At 72.9% G+C, this 17,992-nt stretch carries 12 protein-coding genes; 2 read left to right on the top strand and 10 right to left on the bottom strand.

Going from position 1 to position 17,992, the window contains the following annotated elements; all coding sequences use genetic code 11:
* Positions 1–300 precede the first annotated feature (300 nt).
* Entirely contained in the window at positions 301–1,581 is a 1,281-nt protein-coding gene (locus IF28_RS0118385) for a hypothetical protein (RefSeq protein ID WP_030221243.1), read from the bottom strand.
* Between the two features lie 165 nt (positions 1,582–1,746).
* Complete coding sequence (locus IF28_RS0118380; protein ID WP_030221239.1) at positions 1,747–2,541, bottom strand: class II aldolase/adducin family protein; 795 nt, start codon at positions 2,539–2,541, stop codon at positions 1,747–1,749.
* A gap of 174 nt (positions 2,542–2,715) precedes the next feature.
* On the opposite strand from IF28_RS0118380, the gene IF28_RS0118375 reads away from it, so the two are divergent.
* Complete coding sequence (locus tag IF28_RS0118375; RefSeq protein ID WP_030221237.1) at positions 2,716–3,195, top strand: pyridoxamine 5'-phosphate oxidase family protein; 480 nt, start codon at positions 2,716–2,718, stop codon at positions 3,193–3,195.
* A gap of 10 nt (positions 3,196–3,205) precedes the next feature.
* Here the strand turns inward: IF28_RS0118375 and guaA are convergent, their stop codons facing one another.
* A complete protein-coding gene (gene guaA, locus IF28_RS0118370; RefSeq protein WP_030221235.1) occupies positions 3,206–4,786 on the bottom strand; it encodes a glutamine-hydrolyzing GMP synthase in 1,581 nt (526 codons plus the stop codon).
* A 343-nt stretch (positions 4,787–5,129) separates the two neighbouring features.
* On the opposite strand from guaA, the gene IF28_RS0118365 reads away from it, so the two are divergent.
* Positions 5,130–5,417: a chorismate mutase gene (locus IF28_RS0118365; RefSeq protein WP_030221233.1), complete on the top strand. Its 288-nt coding sequence runs from the start codon at positions 5,130–5,132 to the stop codon at positions 5,415–5,417.
* Positions 5,418–5,632: 215 nt separating this feature from the next.
* On the opposite strand, the gene IF28_RS0118360 is transcribed toward IF28_RS0118365, so the two are convergent.
* The 7 genes from IF28_RS0118360 to IF28_RS0118330 form a co-directional block, all read right to left on the bottom strand.
* Positions 5,633–6,916, bottom strand: coding sequence for a hypothetical protein (locus tag IF28_RS0118360; protein ID WP_234325244.1), 1,284 nt, complete (start codon positions 6,914–6,916; stop codon positions 5,633–5,635).
* A gap of 180 nt (positions 6,917–7,096) precedes the next feature.
* The gene (locus tag IF28_RS0118355) at positions 7,097–8,887 is read right to left on the bottom strand and encodes a GMC family oxidoreductase (RefSeq protein WP_030221222.1); all 1,791 of its coding nucleotides are present in this window, start codon (positions 8,885–8,887) and stop codon (positions 7,097–7,099) included.
* A gap of 98 nt (positions 8,888–8,985) precedes the next feature.
* On the bottom strand, positions 8,986–10,599 hold the full coding sequence (locus IF28_RS0118350) for a succinic semialdehyde dehydrogenase (RefSeq protein WP_030221219.1): 1,614 nt from the start codon (positions 10,597–10,599) through the stop codon (positions 8,986–8,988).
* A 129-nt stretch (positions 10,600–10,728) separates the two neighbouring features.
* Positions 10,729–12,378: a serine/threonine-protein kinase gene (locus IF28_RS0118345; protein ID WP_030221216.1), complete on the bottom strand. Its 1,650-nt coding sequence runs from the start codon at positions 12,376–12,378 to the stop codon at positions 10,729–10,731.
* 80 nt (positions 12,379–12,458) lie between these two features.
* Positions 12,459–13,631, bottom strand: a complete 1,173-nt coding sequence (locus tag IF28_RS0118340) for a serine/threonine-protein kinase (RefSeq protein ID WP_037893517.1) — start codon at positions 13,629–13,631, stop codon at positions 12,459–12,461.
* Positions 13,632–13,712: 81 nt separating this feature from the next.
* On the bottom strand, positions 13,713–15,329 hold the full coding sequence (locus IF28_RS0118335; RefSeq protein WP_030221211.1) for a serine/threonine-protein kinase: 1,617 nt from the start codon (positions 15,327–15,329) through the stop codon (positions 13,713–13,715).
* A gap of 159 nt (positions 15,330–15,488) precedes the next feature.
* Positions 15,489–17,885 (bottom strand): protein kinase domain-containing protein, encoded by a 2,397-nt coding sequence (locus IF28_RS0118330; RefSeq protein WP_234325242.1) that lies wholly within the window; start codon positions 17,883–17,885, stop codon positions 15,489–15,491.
* Positions 17,886–17,992: the final 107 nt, after the last annotated feature.

The raw sequence follows: 17,992 nt of genomic DNA, 5'->3' as shown, positions 1-17,992 counted from the left end.
GGGTTGTGCGGCTTGGTGCTTGCGGAGTGCTCGGCGTGCAGGTGGGCCGGGGGTGGGTAAGCGCGGCCCGGCGCTTGCGGAGTGCCCGGCGTGCAGGTGGGCCGGGGGTGGATAAGCGCGGCCCGGCGCTTGCGGGGTGCCGTCGCGCCCACCCGTGCCGCCCCAGCGGCACGACTGCCCGCGGAGGGCGGGCGGGATGTGCGGGGGCGCGGCACGACTGCCCACGGAGAGCGGGCGGGGCGGGGTGCGGCGCGGCTGCCCGCGGAGGGCGGGATGTGCGGGGGTGGCTGGTCTTTGGGGTCAGTCTGTTACGTCGATTGTGTAGCGGTTGGTTTCCGTGCCGGCTGCCGTGATGACCTGGACCTCCACTCGGCCCGGTTCGACCTCTGCCGGGACCGGGACCGTCAGGAGGGTGTCCGTGGGGTTGTCGAAGCCGCCGGTCACCGGGACCAGGGGGACGTGGACGTGGACCGGGCCCACGCGGACCACCATGCGGCAGAGGCGGTCCGCGCCCTGGGCGCCGACGGGGACGAAGCCGGCGCCCCGGATCTCGATGTCGTCCCCGGTGCGGATCGGTGCGTCCAGGTCGCCGGCCTCACGGGCCCGTACCACCGAGAGGATCACCGGACGGCCCCCCTCCGCGTACTTGCCCGCGAGGTACGTCGCCGCCGACACCAGCACGACCACCGCGAGCCCCCACGGCAGGTCCGGCAGCTGGTCCGGCCGCCGGGCCAGCCGCACCGCGGCGAACGCGAGAGCGACACCGCTGATCATGACGTACTGGATGTCGGCGAAGCTGCCCCGCCCCGAGTCGTCGGTGAGCAGGTCGGCCGCCCCGGGCCGGTGGGCGCGTACCTTCTGCAGCCGCTGCTCCTGCACGCGCAGCCCGACCACGCGGCGCACCAGTACGGCGATCCCGCACACCACGGCGAGTACGGTCACGATGCCCGCGCCCCGGGCGAGTTCGAGCCCGTCGATCAGGGCGTCCCGCTCCCGGCCGTCGGAGGCGGCCGCCAGTCGTCCCACCAGGACGAGTACCGAGAACGCGAGGAGCAGCACCCAGGACGCGGCCACGGCACGGGATGTGGAGAGCCGGTTGTCCTCGCCGATCACCGGCGCCAGCGCACCCCCGCGTGCCCGGTGGAACCAGGACGCGGCGGTCAGCGCCCCCGCCACCACCAGCGCGGCGAGCAGTCCGGCGGTGCGTGCGGCGCTCCAGCCCGCGCCGATCGCGGTGAGCGCCTGCCCCAGGAGCAGCAGGACGACGCCCGCCCACACCACGATCGCGGTCCGCCGCCACAGCCGTACCAGCCAGGCCGCGCCCTCGGCCCGTCCGCGTTCGGCGACGGCCTCGGCGGCCTGGGTCAGTTCTTCGGACACCCACTGCCGGGAGGCGGAGGCGGAGTGGGCGACCGCGGCCGGCAGTCCCTGCCCGGCGGCGAACGCGTCCCGCTTCAGCAGGAACGCGGCGACCGCTCGCCGATGGCCCTCACGTGCCCCGTGCGGACAGTCCCCGCAGGTGCAGCCGCCCTCGTGGGCGCCCATGTCGGGGTCGCCCCGCCTCGCCTCCTGCACCGCCACGCCCGAAGCCCGCCTTCCCCGTCCGATGTTGAACAACACGACACAAGTCCCCTGTGACGAAAGCGAATTGTGCCCTACGCCGGCGCCCCACCGTTCGGCAGGCCCGGTCAGTACGGGTGAATTCGAAGGCAACCGGTTGACAGGGCACCCGGCTTGCCATGGCAGTCAGCTCAGCAGATCGGGCTCGCTGCGGCTGATGTCCTGCCACATCGGCTGGTAGTTGATCCATGCCACCAGGTCCCCGCCCACCTGCTCCCGTGTCGCCACCGCCTGCCGGTGGTCGATGAGGACGGGCCGGCCCGCCGCCTTCGCGGTGAGCTGCACCTGGCAGGAGCGCTCCATCGTCACGAACCACCAGGCCGCCGCGTCCACCGAGTCGCCCACGGTGAGCAGACCGTGGTTGCGCAGCACCAGCGCCTTGTGGGAGCCGAGCTCCCCGGCGATCCTTCTGCCCTCCTCGGCGTCGACGGTGACGCCGCTGTAGGCGTCGTAGAGGGCGTGGTCCTCGTAGAAGGCGCAGCTCTCCTGGGTGATCGGGTCGAGGAGGTCGCCGAGGGCGGCGAGGGCGCGCCCGTGCACGGAGTGGCAGTGGGCTACGGCGACGACGTCGGGCCGGGCGGCGTGCACCTGGGCGTGCACGGTGAACGCGGCCTGGTTGACGTGGTGGCCGCCCTCGACGACCTGGCCGTCCCGGTTGGCGAGCACCAGGTCGCTCACGGTGACCTGGCGGAAGGGCATGCCGAACGGGTTGACCCAGAAGCAGTCGCTGAACTCCGGGTCGCGTGCGGTGATGTGCCCCGAGACACCGTCCTCGTAGCCGAGCCGGCCGAACAGCCGCAGCGCGCCGGCGAGCCGCTCCTTGCGGTGCCGGCGTTCGTCCTCGACCGACTCGTGCATGGGCGGCATGGCGAAGCGCAGCTTGTCGGTGGGCAGCGGCAGGGGCGGCGTGGGCCCGTGCATGAGTCCTCCCGCGGGGGGTGTGCGTACGGGGCGGAAGTTACCGGTGGGCCGCCCCGTACGACAGCTCGCTTCCGTAAAGATGCGGTACGGGACGTGACGGAACGGGCTGCTCCATCCGGAGGACACCGCCGATACCCGACACAGGATGTCCGGTATCCCCGCCACACTCGGCCCATGGAGACGAACTGGGCGGCCTTCACCGCCGCCGAACCGGACCTCGCGAAGACGGTGGAGGAGCGGTTCGCCGCGCACACGCACCACGTTCTGGCGACCCTGCGCAAGGACGGCTCGCCCCGCACCAGCGGCCTGGAGGTGCGCTTCCTGGACGGCGAGCTGTGGCTCGGCATGATGCCGGACTCGCTCAAGGCGCACGATCTGCGCCGCGACCCGCGCTTCGCGCTCCAGGCGAACCCGGGCGCGGGCACCGGCATGGGCGGCGGTGACGTGCGGGTCGCCGGCCGGGCGGTCGAGATCGCCGACGACGACACGGAGACCCGGGGCCGGTACACCGAAGAGGTGGAACCGCCGGAGCCGTTCCACCTCTTCCGCACCGGGCTGACGGAGGTCGTACGGACCTACGTCGAGGACGAGAAGTATCTGGTCGTCCAGGTCTGGAAGCCCGGAGAGCCGGTGCGCACCCTCAAACGGACCTGACCCGTGAGGGTCACTCCCACTCGATGGTCCCCGGCGGCTTGGAGGTGACGTCGAGGACCACGCGGTTGACGTCCCGCACCTCGTTGGTGATCCGGGTGGAGATCTTCGCGAGGACGTCGTACGGCAGCCGCGACCAGTCGGCGGTCATGGCGTCCTCGCTGGAGACGGGGCGCAGCACGATCGGGTGGCCGTAGGTGCGGCCGTCGCCCTGGACGCCCACCGACCGCACGTCGGCGAGCAGGACGACCGGGCACTGCCAGATGTCGCGGTCCAGGCCGGCCGAGGTCAGTTCCTCGCGGGCGATGGCGTCGGCCTCGCGGAGCAGGTCGAGCCGCTCCTTGGTGACCTCGCCGACGATGCGGATACCGAGGCCGGGGCCGGGGAACGGCTGGCGCTGGACGATCTCGTCCGGCAGGCCGAGCTCCTGGCCGACCATGCGGACCTCGTCCTTGAACAGCTGGCGCAGCGGCTCGATCAGCTGGAACTCGAGGTCCTCGGGCAGTCCGCCCACGTTGTGGTGGGACTTGATGTTGGCGGTGCCGGTGCCGCCGCCGGACTCGACGACGTCCGGGTAGAGGGTGCCCTGGACCAGGAACTCCACGGCGGGGCCCGCGTCGGCGATGATCTCGGCCTGGGCCTGCTCGAAGACCCGGATGAACTCGCGGCCGATGATCTTCCGCTTCTGCTCGGGGTCGGAGACGCCCTTCAGCGCGTCCAGGAACCGCTCTTCCGCGTCCACGACCTTCAGCTGAACGCCGGTCGCGGCCACGAAGTCCTTCTCGACCTGCTCGGTCTCGCCCTTGCGCATCAGACCGTGGTCGACGTACACGCAGGTCAGCTGGGAGCCGATGGCCTTCTGGACGAGAGCGGCGGCGACGGCGGAGTCCACACCGCCGGACAGACCGCAGATCGCCCGCTTGTCGCCGACCAGCTCGCGGATCGCGGCGACCTGCTCCTCGATCACGTTGCCGGTGGTCCAGTTCGGGGTGAGGCCCGCGCCCCGGTACAGGAAGTGCTCCAGCACCTGCTGTCCGTGCGTGGAGTGCATCACCTCGGGGTGGTACTGGACGCCGTAGAGCTTCTTGTCGTCGTTCTCGAACGCGGCGACCGGGACGACGTCCGTCGACGCGGTGACGGTGAAGCCCTCGGGGGCGGCGGAGCAGGCGTCGCCGTGCGACATCCAGACGGCCTGCTCGTCCGGGGTGCCCTCGAAGAGGGTGGAGGAGCTCCTGGAGACGTGCAGATCCGTACGGCCGTACTCGCGGGCGCCGGTGTTGTCCACCTGGCCGCCCAGGCTCTGCGCCATGAGCTGGAAGCCGTAGCACATGCCGAAGACGGGGACGCCGGCCTCGAAGAGCGCGCGGTCGAGGCGGGGGGCGCCCTCCTCGTACACGGACGAGGGGCCGCCGGACAGGATGATCGCCGCGGGGTTCTTGGCGAGGATCTCCTCGACCGGCATGGTGCTCGGCACGATCTCGCTGTAGACCCGCGCCTCGCGGACGCGACGGGCGATGAGCTGGGCGTACTGCGCGCCGAAGTCGACGACCAGGACGGTGTCGGGCGCGTTGGCAGCGGGAGACGCTGATGACACGAGGTGCCTTCCGGCGGTGGGGCGGGGGCTTGTGCCTCCCGAGTCTACCGAGGCGGGAGGAGGGCCCGTCCCGCCACCGGGCGCGGGGGCCGTCTCAGCATGCGACCCGGGTTGGACGGGCGCGCCCGTTTGGGCATACTGGGGCCATGCTCACGCACCCGACCTTCCTCTTTACCTATGGCAACCGGCCCGCCGGCTGCCATGGTCGTGCTGCTTGAGCAACTGACAAGCGACTTCCCAGGCGCCCCGGGCCGACAAGGTCCGGGGCGTCTGGCGTTCTCCTCCGGGTCTTGCCGCTCCGGGGCACCGAGGCCGACGATTCACCTCACCGAGGAGCCCCGAGATGACCACCACCCCGACCGAGAAGACCGGCGCGCGTACCAGCGAGGCAGCTGAGCTGATCAGCGGTGCGCGTGAACGGATCGACGCGCTCGATGATCGGATCATCGGGCTGATGCAGGAGCGGATGGCCGTGTCGGCCGTCATCCAGAAGGAACGGATCGCCTCCGGCGGTCGGCGTGTGAACCTCTCCCGTGAGATGGAGGTTCTCGCCCATTACCGGGACGCGCTGGGCAAGCCGGGTACGACGCTTGCGATGACCCTGCTGGAGCTGTGCCGGGGCCGGATCTGAACCTGCGGTTTCGCTGCGCGGGGAGGGGATGCTCGCGCGGCCCCGCGCCTGGGGGGTGCCGCGCGTGGGGGTGGGGCGGGGGGTGTTCGCGCGGCCCGGCGCTTGCGGGGTGCCGTCGCGCCCACCCGTGCCGCCCTGCGGCACGATTGCCCGCGGAGGGCGAGGCCGGGCGGCCCGTACGGCCGCGGAGAGCGAGGCCCGGCGGCCCGTACGGCTCAGGTGCGGGTCACGACTCCGCAGTCCGCCGCGCCGTCCAGGCTCCGGCTGCGGTCGTACGGGTCGCGCTTCGGGCCGGACGGCTCGGAACTCCGGTGCCGGTCGGCGAAGAACTGCGGGCGGATGACGCCGTCACCGTCCCGGCAGTCGTCGTTGGATATCTCGCCGTTGACATCGGTGATCCAGATGTGACCCTCGGCGGCCTGGAACCTTGCCGGGTCCACGGCCTCCACCTCGACCGTGCGGCGGACGACGGCCCTGCTCACCTCGTCGTCACCGCCCCCGGCACGGGCCATCGGATACACGAAGGTGTAGTCGGCCTTGATCACGGCCCGCCCGGCGGCCCCCTTCACGGGCTCGACCGTCATACGGCCCCGCACCCGCACCTCGCCCGCGAGTTCGACCTCCGCGGGATCGAAGCGGGTGAACGTCCACACCGGGTCGTTCTTCTCCGTGGGCTCGCGCAGGGCGTCGCGCAGATCGGCGAGGAACTCCTTCTCCGCCGGGTCCACGAGATCCAGCGCCTTCACCGGCCGCTCGCCCTTCAGGACGGCGGGATCGAGGTGGGCGGCGACCAGGAAATCCTTCGTGCCGTTCAGCGCGGCCCGGATCCGGTCGGCGGGGACCCCGCCCACGGCCGTCGCCACGGGCGGCCGGATGGCGTCCGCTCCGGCCTCCCACCGGGCGGCGGGGGACCCGGCGTACGGCTTCGCCCGCGTGGGGGTGCCGGCGGGGGCGTCGGAGGGCGCGGCACCGGGCCGGCCGGTCTCGGGGGCGAGCGGAGTGGCGTCGGCCGCAGGCGCCTCGTCCTCGCCAAGGCTTCCGGGCAGCCAGGACAGCGCGGCGGACGGATTGACGACGACCACGGCCAGCACCACGGCCACCACGATCCCGGCCACGCTCCAGATCCGGCGCCGCCGCGAGGTGGGGCGCTCCAGGACCCGCAGGGGCGGGCTCGCACGCCAGCCGTCGGGCCGGGCGGGCGGCGCCGTCCTCCGCTTCCCGCCCGTACGGCGCCTGCCGCCCGCGGCCGCCCTCGCCTGCGCCTCGTCCATCGCCCGCAGCCGCTCGGTCACCATGCGCGCCCGCGCCGACGGTTCCTTCGGCGCGGAGGCGCGGATGTCGCGCTCACTGTCCTCGACGAACTTCTCCCAGACGTCGTCGGGGAGAGAGGAGGACTCCGGTCTGTGCTCTTCGGACGGCTGCTCGGCCACGGGCTCGCGGACTCTCTCTCGACGGCGGTCGTAGGCGGCGAGCGTACGCCAGCGATGATCACGACTCACATGTGATCCAGCTCACACGAAAAACCGCTGATCGTCAGGACAACCATCCGCCCGCCTGGTTGATCACACTCACTGACATCCTCGCGGACCACATGGACCACATGGACTGGGGAGAGGGACCTGAGCTCGGAGGGGGGCACAGGTCCTTCTTCCTTGTCCGGCCCTTCCCGCCCAGGGGACTCAGTCCCGCTTCGGCGGCACCGCGGGCATCCCCAGGAACGGCAGTCTCAGGGCGCCGAAGGCCTCCGCCGGGACCGTCGGGGAGTTCGGTGCGACCGGCTCCAGGCGGCGGTAGGGCTCGCCCTGCCGGGGGCGCGGGTCGGCCTCGTCCCGGTTGGGCCAGTACGACATCGCCCGCTCCGCCTGTGCCGTGATGGTCAGGGAGGGGTTGACGCCCAGGTTCGCCGAGACCGCCGCCCCGTCCACGACCGAGATGCCGGGGTGGCCGTAGAGGCGGTGGTACGGGTCGATCACGCCGGTCTCGCGGGAGGCGCCGATCGGGCAGCCGCCCAGGAAATGGGCGGTCAGCGGCATCCCCGTCAGCTCGCCGACGTTGGAGCCGGCGAAGCCGTTGATCTCGGCCGCCAGCGCCGACGCGCCGTCCGATGCCGCCTTGATCTGCTTGGGGTTGGGGGCGCCGTGCCCCTGCCTCGCGGTGAGCAGGCCCCGGCCCGCCCCGGACGGCTTGAGGTACGTCGTCAGGGAGTTGTCCAGCGACTGCATCACCAGGCCGATGATGGTCCGCTCCGACCAGCGGCGGTTGGACAGCGAACGGAGCAGCAGCCAGGGGTGCCGGGCGGCGTTGCCCAGCCAGCCGAGGACCCGGCCCGCGCCCGAGCCGCCGCCCGCGTACGGCACCTGGAGGATGGACAGCCCGCCCATCGAGTTGGAGCCGCGGCCGTAGCGGACCGGCTCGATATGGGTGTTCGCGTCGGGGTGGACCGACGACGTGATGGCCACACCGCGGGTGAAGTCGGCCTTCGGCGCGCCCGTGGCCTTGCGGTAACGGCGGTCGTCGGTCTGCGCGCCGACGAGGGCCTCGGAGTTGGTACGGGTCAGCTCGCCCAGCTTCTCGGAGAGGTACGGCAGTTGCCCGCCCGCCTTCATCCGGTGCAGCAGGGTCTGGGTGCCGTAGGTGCCGGCGGCCAGGACGACCCGGCGGGCCCGGAAGGTACGGCCCTCACCCTTGCGGCGGTCGTCGGTCGGGAGCGTGGCGACGGCGAACCCGCCCCGCGAGTCCTCCGTGACCGAGACGGCCGTCGTCATCGGATGCACCACCGCGCCCGCCTTCTCGGCGAGGTGGAGGTAGTTCTCGTTGAGGGTGTTCTTCGCGCCGTGCCGGCAGCCGGTCATGCACTCGCCGCACTCGGTACAGGCGCGGCGCGACGGACCCGCCCCGCCGAAGTACGGGTCCGGCACCTCGTGTCCCGGCTCCGCCTTCGCCGTACCGTCGGCGTCCTCGCCGTCGCCGAAGAAGACGCCGACCGGCGCCATGTGGAAGCTGTCGCCCACGCCCATCCGTTCGGCCGCCGCCTTCAGATGCACGTCGGACGGGGTCATCGTGGGATTGAGCCGTACGCCGAGCATGCGCTTGGCCTGGTCGTAGTACGGGGCCAGTTCGTCCTGCCAGTCGGTGATGTGCCCCCACTGGGGGTCGTCGAAGAACGGCTTGGGCGGTATGTAGAGCGTATTGGCGTAGTTCAGGGAGCCGCCGCCGACGCCCGCGCCCGCCAGCACCATGACATTGCCGAGCAGGTGGATGCGCTGGATGCCGTACATGCCGAGTTTCGGCGCCCAGAGGTAGTTCCTCAGGTCCCAGGAGTTCTTCGGCAGGGTCTGCCGGGTCCAGCGGCGGCCGGCCTCCAGGACGCCGACGGTGTAGCCCTTCTCCGTCAGACGGAGGGCGGTCACGGAGCCGCCGAAGCCGGAGCCTACGACGAGGACGTCGTAGTCGTAAGCGTCTTGGGACACGGGGGCTCCCCCTCTGAGTTCGCGTGCGGATCGTCGTCGGTCGGGCGCGCTCACGCGGCGGAGCCGCGTATCGATTCAGCCCCGCGCCCCTGGGGTGCTCACCTGAACCGGAACGCCTTCATCACCCTCAGGCTGCGGCTCATGAACGCCGCGTACCTCTCGTCGTCCATCCCCAGCGAAGGGGCCATCGGGAGCAGCCGCTGCTGGGCAACCGTCTGGGCCTCGGTGTACTTGAGGATGCCCTCGGAGCCGTGCCGGCGGCCGAGGCCGGAGTCCTTCATGCCGCCCATGGGCGACTGGACACTGCCGTACGCGGGCGCGTACCCCTCGTTGATGTTCACCGTGCCGGTGCGCAGCCGGGCGGCGATCTCGCGGCCGCGCCGGGCGTCGCCCGTCCAGACGGAGGAGTTCAGGCCGTACGGCGTGGAGTTGGCGCGCTCGACCGCCTCGTCGTCGGAGGAGAAGCGGTAGATGGAGACGACCGGGCCGAAGGTCTCCTCGGTGCAGACGCTCATGGGAGCGCCGACGCCGTCGAGGATGGTCGGCTCGTAGAAGTAGGGGCCGATGTCGGGGCGGGCCGCGCCCCCCGCGAGGACCTTGGCACCCTGGGCGACGGCGTCGTCCACGTGCCGGATGACGGCGTCGAGCTGGCGCTGCCCGACCAGGGAGCCCATGTCGGCGCCGTAGGCGAGGGAGGTGCCGAGGCGGAGCGCCTTGGTGCGGGCGGCGAACCGCTCCAGGAAGGCGTCGGCGACGGACTCGTGGACGTACAGCCGCTCGATGGAGATGCACAGCTGGCCGGCGGAGGAGAAGCAGGCGCGGACGGCGCCCGCGGCGGCCTTGTCGAGGTCGGCGTCCTCGAGGACCAGCATGGCGTTCTTGCCGCCGAGTTCGAGGGAGACGCCGACCAGGCGGGCGGCGGCGCTTTGGGCGACCTCGCGGCCGGTGCGGGTGGAGCCGGTGAAGGAGACGTAGTCGGCGTGCCTGACGACCTCGGGGCCGACGACGGGGCCCTCGCCGAGGACGACCTGGAAGACGTCGGCGGGCAGTCCGGCCTCGATCAGCAGGTCACGGGCCCACAGGGCGGTGAGGCAGGTCTCCGTGTCGGGCTTCATCACGACCGCGTTGCCCGCGACGAACGCCGGGAGGGCGTCGCCGACGGAGAGTTCGAGGGGGTAGTTCCAGGGGGCGATCTGGCCGACCACACCGCGCGGGTGGCGCAGTTCGGTGACCTTCGTCAGGGCCGGGATGGCGCCCGCGTGCCGCTTGGGGCGGAGGTAGGCGGCGGCACGGCGGCCGTAGTGGCGGGCGGCGACGGCGACGGCGAGCACCTCCTCGTGGGCGTGCAGGCGGGCCTTGCCGGTCTCCAGCTGGATGAGGTCGAGCACCTCGGCCTGGCGGGCCAGCACCAGATCGTGGAAGCGCAGCAGCACGGCGGCGCGCTGCCGTACCGGGGTCGCCGCCCAGACCGCCTGGGCGGCGCGGGCGGCACCGAAGGCCTCCGCCACGTCCTCGGGCGTCGATTCGGGCAGGTCGGCGAGGATCTCGCCGGTGAACGGCGAATGGCTCGCGGTCCGTCCGGAGCCGGCCACGCCCTTGGTGAGCTGGGCGACCAGCTCCGGCGTGACCACGTCGGAGGCGGTGCGGGCACCCTGCGGCGCCGGGGCGAGGGGATTGGTACCGGTCGTTTCCCGGGTCTGCGCGTCCGTCATGAGCCGCAGGGTATGCCCGCCGGAACACTTTGTGTACCCGTCGGTAACGGATTCACCGTCCGCTCACACATCGCCAGTGAACGCTGGCAACAAAGCCCCTGATCAGGGCGTTGACGGACGATGCCCGCCTCAGAGCTTGTGGATGTCCCACGAGTCGATGACCGTCCGGGCGATCTCGCGGCCGTCCTCGGTGAAGTGGCCCTTGCCGGGGTAGTTGATCCACAGCCGGTACATGTCACCGTCCTTGTTGCGGTAGTACAGGGCCCGCACCTCGCGCACCACCGGCGGATTGGTGGTCGTCGTGAAGACGACGGTGTTCGAAGCGGCCTCGTGGTCCTTGTACGTGGTCTCGCGCGGCTTGCCCTTCGGGGCGGGGGTCGCGGCGACGCCGGCGCTGTAGTCGCCGTCCCTGAGCTCCTCCCAGTGGGCGAAGGCCTGCTCGGAGGCCGAGCCCGGGATCTCACCGGTCTCGTCCTCGGCCTTGAGGTCACGGTCCACCTCGACCCGCACCAGGCCGCTCGGATCGCTGAAGGCGGCGGAGGTCCCGTCCGCGTCCTCGGGCGGTTCCTCCTTGACGAAGCCCGCCGGCACCGCGATGGCGGAACCCACCCGGTCCCCGAGGTCGTGCCGCTTCCAGCCGTCCGGCAGCGGTCCCGCGAACGGGTCGGCGATCACCAGGTAGGCGGCCACCGCTCCCGCGACGACCGCCGCGCCGAGCGCCAGCAGCGTCTTGCGGCCGATCCGTACGCCCTTGCCGCCGTCGGCGACCCGGACGACCTGGGTGGGCACGGGGGCGGGCGGGTTCGCGGCCGTCTCGAGTGCGGCGCGGACCTGGGCGGCGTTCGGACGGCGTGCCGGGTCCTTCTGCAGCAGCCCGGTGATGACGTCGGCCAGCGGCCCCTGCGCGGCGGCGGGCGCCGCCGGGGTGGCGTTGAGGACCGACTGGAGGGTGGCGGGCGTGTTGCTGCGGCGGAACGGGGACACGCCCTCCGTCGCCGCGTACAGCACCACGCCGAGCGACCACAGGTCGGAGGCGGGGCCGGGGCGCTGGCCCAGCACCCGTTCCGGGGCGATGTACTCGGGCGAACCGACGAAGCCGCCGGTGTCGGTCAGATTGGTCTCGCCCTCGATCTGGGCGATGCCGAAGTCGGTGAGGACGACCCGGTCGTACCGGCCCAGCAGCACGTTGTCCGGCTTGACGTCCCGGTGCAGGATGCCGGCCGCGTGCGCGGCCTCCAGCGCGCCGAGCACCTCCAGGCCGACCCTGGCGGCCTCGCGCGCGGGGAGGGTGCCCTCGTCCTGCAGTACGGCGCCCAGCGAGCGGCCCTGGACCAGCTCCATCACGATCCACGGCCGGCCGTCCACCACGGCGACGTCGTGGACGTCGACCACCGCGGGATGGTCGAGCCGGGCGGCGGCGCGGGCCTCGCGGCGCATCCGTTCGAAGGCGTTGGAGCGTTCACGTTCGGGAAGGTGGTCCGGGACGCGGGGTTCCTTGACGGCGACCTCGCGGTCCACGGTCTCGTCCTTGGCCCGCCACACCGTGCCCATGCCGCCGTGTCCGAGCTTGGAGAGCAGCCGGTAACGGCCCGCGATCAGGCGGCCGGCGCCCGGTTCGTCCGGCGTCCGCGGCTGCGCCGGCGCCGGAACCACCGCGGTCGGCGCCGCGTACGGGTTGTCGGGATGCGGCACCGACGCGGGCGGGTTCGGGTTCGGCGGTTGCAGGCCGAAACTGGTCGGCTCGTCGGCCCCGTGGCGGGCTCCCCCGTTGCTGCTCATGGTCCATCCATATCGCGCCAAGCCCTCACGTATCCACTTCGAACACCGACCGGTCACAGACCCGTGACTCGCGCGGGAACTTATCTCCCGTTTACGGGGCTTTGCGTCCCGGTGGCCGAGTCCGTGGGCGAGGGGCTCGGGGACCCGGTGGGGCTCGCGGGTGTCTCGGGCGCGGTGCTCGTCGGCGTACCGCCTCCGTCGCCGCCCCGGTCCTGGGTGAGCAGCGCGGCCGCCGACACGCCCGCGCCGGCCATCGCGGCGACCGCCAGCGCGGCGACGAGGGTGCCTTTCGCGGGCTGCCGCCGTACGGGACGCTCCCGCGGTTCCTCCTGCCGCACCGGGGTTCGCCTGCGGGGTTGCGGGGGCAGCAGTCCGGGCGGCGCGGACTCCGGCGTACGGCCCGTCTCGCGAAAGGTCCGCAGCATCCGTTCGGCCCGGTCCGCGTCGAGGCGGCGGTCGGGGTCGCGCTCCAGCAGGCCGCGTACGACCGGCAGGATCGGCTCCGCCTGGGTGGGCGGCCGGATCTCGTCGACGACGACCGCGTGCAGGACCCCGCCGAGGGAGTCCCGCCGGAACGGCGACTCGCCGCTGAGCGCCGTGCACAGCAGCGCGCCCAGCGACCACAGGTCGGACTCGGGGCCCGTCCTGGCGCCGGACATCCGCTCGGGGGCGGTGTACTCGGGCGAGCCGACGAAGGTGCCGGTCTCGGTGAGCGTGGTGGAGCCCGACACGCGGGCGATGCCGAAGTCGGTGAGGACGACCCGGTCGGTGCCGTTCTCCAGCAGGACGTTGGCGGGCTTGAGGTCGCGGTGCAGCACACCGGCCGTATGGGCGGCGCGCAGCGCGGCGAGCAGGTCGACGCCGATCCGGGCGGCCTCCGCCGCGTCGACCGGGCCCTGTTCGGCGATCCGGTCGGCGAGGGACGGCCCGTCGATCAGCTCCAGGACGATGTACGGGCGGTCGTCGTCCTCGACGACGTCGTGGACGACGATGATGTGCGGGTGGCTCAGCTGGGCCAGCGCACGCGCCTCCCGCAGGGTGCGGTCCCGCTGCCGCCGGGCGTCCGCCGCGGACAGCGTCTCGTCGAGGGGCAGTTCCTTGACGGCGACACCCCGCCCGAGCAGCTGATCGGTGGCCCGCCAGACGACGCCCATTCCGCCGCGCCCGAGCCTCGCCTCCAGCCGGTAACGACCCGCTATGACACGGCCGTTGGTCCTCGCGGTCGCGTTCTCTGCGTCCCCGTCGGTCCCCATGGGCCCATCATGCCCCACCGGATGCGCTCCCTCCGGTACGGCGATTCGGCCAAGCGGTGACGCCCGGTCCCGCCCCGGAGGTCAGGGCTCGCGCCAGCCCTTGAGGACTGTCTCGAACTGTGCGCCGGTCGTGGCCCAGTCCTCGGCCGGCCCCGACATGTAGATCGCGTACTCGATCCCGTCCCGCGAGATGTACATCTGGTCGACCGCCTGACGCGGCCCCGGGAACTCGGTGTCCTTGGCCAGCGCGGTCCAGCTGTACTCCAGCCGGGCGCTGTCACGGTCCCGGTAGACGCGACGGTCCAGGCCCACCCGCTGGTAGGCGACCAGACGCTCCCCGATCTGCTGGTCCAGCGAACTCAGGTGCTCGTACGGGTCGTCGAAGTCGGGCGCCTCGTCCATGGCGATCCGGATGAAGTGCTTGCCGCCGTCGGGCGTGTAGTCGACCTGCCGGGTCGCCTCGTCGAAGACCTCGCGCTCCCACTCCTCGCCGGGCAGCACGATGCTGAAGCCGTAGGGGTCGGTGCGGCGCACCCAGCCCTCGGGGAGGTTCCCCGGCGATTCGGTCTCGCCGGTCTTCACGGGGCCGGGTGTCGCGGTCGGGCTCGTCGAGGGGCCGGCCGTGGTGTCACCGCCGCGGTCGTCCTGCTGCTGGAGCATCACGGCGGTCCCCCCGCCGATGAGCGCGGCCACCACGACGACCAGGGCGATCACCCGCCCGCGCACCCGCCTGCGGGGCGTGGCGGGCGGCCCGTACGGCTGCTGTGCCGTCGTGGGCCCGCCCTGCGGATACCGCGGTGCCCCCTCGGGCCTGGTGTCGTACGGCAAGGGGGCGGGGGCGTCGACGGCCTGCGTCGGCACATATCCCTGCGCGGCCTGTGGCCTGCGTCCCTCGGCCGCCTCGGCGAGCAGCTGCTCGGCCTGGGCCGCGTCGGGACGGCCGGCCGGATCCTTGCGCAGGAGTGCGGTGATGACGGGCCCGAGCGGGCCGGCGTGGCGTGGTTCCTCGGCCTCCTCCTCGACGACCGCCTGCATGGTGGTCAGGGGCGAGGTGCGGCGGAACGGGGACCTGCCCTCCACCGCCGTGTACAGCGTCGCGCCGAGCGCCCACAGGTCGGAGGAGGGGCCCGGGTCGTGGCCGCGGACCCGTTCGGGTGCGAGGTAGTCGACCGAGCCGACGACCTCGCCGGTGCGGGTGATGGCCGTGTCGCCGTCTATCTGCGCGATGCCGAAGTCGGTGAGCAGCACCCGGCCGTCCGTGCCGAGGAGGACGTTGCCGGGCTTGACGTCGCGGTGCAGCACTCCGGCGGAGTGGGCGGCGCGCAGCGCGCGCAGCACCCACAGGCCGATACGCGCGGCCTCGCGCGGTTCGACGCGTTCCCGCTCCTTCACCGCGTCGGCCAGCGAGTGGCCCTCGACCAGCTCCATCACGATCCACGGCCGGCCGTCGTGCTCCAGCACGTCGTGCACGGTGACGACGGCGGAGTGGTTGATCCGTGCGGCAGCCCGCGCCTCCGCGCGGGTGCGCGCCAGCAGCGTGGCCTGTTCGCTGTCGGAGACGTAGAGTGCCGCCGTCAGTTCCTTGATCGCGACGGCCCGGTGCAGCACCTCGTCATGGGCGCGCCACACCCGGCCCATGCCACCGCTCCCGATGGATTCGCCGAGTCGGTAGCGGCCCGCGACGAGCGAGCCCTGCATCTGATTCACGTTGCCCCGCAATGGTCTTGACAGGGTCAGCGTAAATACGCCGCCCCGTCCTGGGAACCGACGACGTGTCATGGAGACCGCACTGTGACAGTTGTCGCTCAATGAGGCGCGAGGCAACCAAAACGCCTGCGCATGCGTGTGGCCGGAGGTTCAGCCGGTGTACCGGTAAGTAGCCGCGGCCTGCTCGTAGAGGCGGGTCACCTCGTCCCGCTCGGACTCCGGTCCGCGTACCTGGATCACGTGGAAGCGGCCGTCGATGAGCGCCGCGAGGTTGCGGACGTACAGCTCGCCGCCGTTGCCCGTCCAGGTGAACTGACCCTCGGCCATGGTGCGTCCGCCGACCTCGATGGTCTTCAGACCGGTCGAGGTGGCCCAGCTGGAGTCGCGGTAGGGCTGGAGCTCGCGTTCGTCGTCGCGCTGGTAGGCCATGGGGTCGCTGCCGTAGCTCTGCGCGCTGTCCCGGCCGGGGACGACGATCAGCTCGAAGCCGCCCTTGGCGTAGACGACTTGACCGCTGCCGTTCTTCGGGGTGCGCTGCCAGCCCTCGGCGACGGCGATCCGGAAGCCCTCGGGGTCCTTGGCCAGGGTGAAGCCGTCGGCGACGTCGGGGCCGTTGGTCTGCGTCTCGGTGGAGGCCTCGGTGTCCTCCGGTTTCGGGGACTCCTTCTCCGTGTCCGGTGCGGCGCTCGGGCTCGGTGCGGGACTCGCCTGACCGGCGGTTCCGGTGCGGTCGGCGGAGTCCGGCGCGCCCTGACCGGACTTGGGCAGGAACAGCATGGCGTACGCGATCGCCGCCGCCATGACGAGCAGGACCAGCAGAAGCAGGGCGCGGCCGAGCCGGCGCGGGGAGCCCGCGTCCTGTCTGGCCCGCTTGTGCCGCCCGTGGTGTGCGGGGAGCCCGGCGCGGCGCCTGCGCACCAGCTCGCCCCGGCGCCGTATGACGGGCAGCTTGCGGGCGTCGACGGGCGGCGCCGTGATGACGTTCAGACCGGCCTCGGGCTCGGGCGCCGAGCGCACCAGGGAACGCAGCCAGCCGCGCAGTTCCTCGAAGTCGAGGCGCTCGGTGGGGTCCTGGCGCAGCAGCGACTCCACGACCGGCCGCAGCGGCCCGCACTCCTCGGCGAAGGCGGGCGGTTCGGCGCACACCAGCTGCACCAGCTCGGCCGTCGACTCCTCCGGGTAGGGCGCGTGCCCCTGGACGGCCCGGAACAGCAGGGAGCCCAGGGCCCAGAGGTCGGTGGCGGGGCCGATCGGGGCGGCCAGCTGCCAGTTCTCGTGCACGGGCCCGGCCTGCTCGGGCGCCCACCGCTCGGTCACGGGTCCGACGACGGCCATACGGGCCTGCCGTGCCCGTTCGGCGGCCAGTGCGGTGGCCGGGCCCCGGCGGGCGGGGGTGTGGGCCACGAGGTCGTCCCAGCTGGTGGGCGGGGTGGCGGCCGCCGCCGGTTCCAGGGCCGCGGGCGCCTCGGGGGCGCCGCCCACGCCGTAGGGGTCGGCTATCCGGCCGGGCGGGATCGCGGCGGGCCGCTCGTCGCCGGGCCGGGTGACCTGCGCGGTGCCGTCCTTGGCGGCGGGCAGGGCCGTACGGCCGTTCTGCTGGGCCTCCTGCACGCGGGCGGCGGCGCGGGCGCCGGCCCGGTACGCGGCGATCGCTCCCGCGCGGGCGGCCCGTACGTCGCCCGCGCTGTCGAGGGCCCTGGGTGCCGCGGCGGGGGTGAGGCCGGCCGGGGCACCGTCCGCCGTACCGCCGGAGAGCCGTCCGGTCCGTGCCTCGATGGCGGCGCGGCGGGCCGCGTCGGGGGTGGGATCCGGGTCGGCGGCGAAGCCGGGCGGCCAGGACGGGCCGCGCCCGGGGTCCGGCGCACCCGCCGGCGCTGCCGGGCCCGGTGCGGGCACGACGTCCTGTCCGGGCTCGTCGTCGGGGGGTGGCACGGGGTCGTACCCGCACAGGGCTTCCTCCGCCGCGCCGACCGCGAGGCCGGTGAGCATCACCCGGCCGTCGTCGCAGATCAGCACCGTGCGCGCGGTGATGTTGCGGTGCACCCAGCCGTGCGAGTGCAGCACCCGCAGCGCGGTGAGCACGTCGGACGCGATCTCCGCCGCCCGGTACGGCGACAGCGGCTGCTCGGCGAGCATCGCGGCCAGTGGGCGCGCGGCGACGAGTTCGCTGACTATCCACAGCGAACCGCCCTCCGCGAACACGTCGAAGACCTGGTCCAGGCGCGGATGGTCGGGGATGGCGGCCGCCGCCTGCGCGGCCTCGACCGCACGCCGTACGACCGGGTCGGCGGGCCGCCGGGTACCGCCGCGCGGGGGCCCGTAACCGCTGCGCCGCGGACCGGAGTCACGGGCGGTGAATCCCTCGGGCAGTCCTTCCGCGTCCAGCACCTCGGCCTCGACGACCTCGGGCAACGGGACCTGTCTGACCAGGACCTCCTGCCCGCTGTAGGTGTCGAAGGCGCGGGTCTCGGTCAGCTCGTACTCGTCGGAGGGGGGCAGCGGCAGGCGGTAGCGGTCGGCGAGGACCCGTCCGGCGTAGTCGTCCACGATGCCTCCCCCGGCACTACGGTCGGTCAGTTCCGTTCGGCCGGCGGGCCGTTCCGGCTACGTACTGTCCAAGCTTTCACGATACGTGCCGGAGGCAACCCGCAGAG

Origin of the sequence: Streptomyces sp. NRRL WC-3626 (assembly GCF_000718785.1) — a bacterium.
GTDB classification, from domain to species: Bacteria; Actinomycetota; Actinomycetes; order Streptomycetales; family Streptomycetaceae; genus Streptomyces; species Streptomyces edwardsiae.
This window is presented reverse-complemented; position numbering and strand designations above follow the sequence as displayed.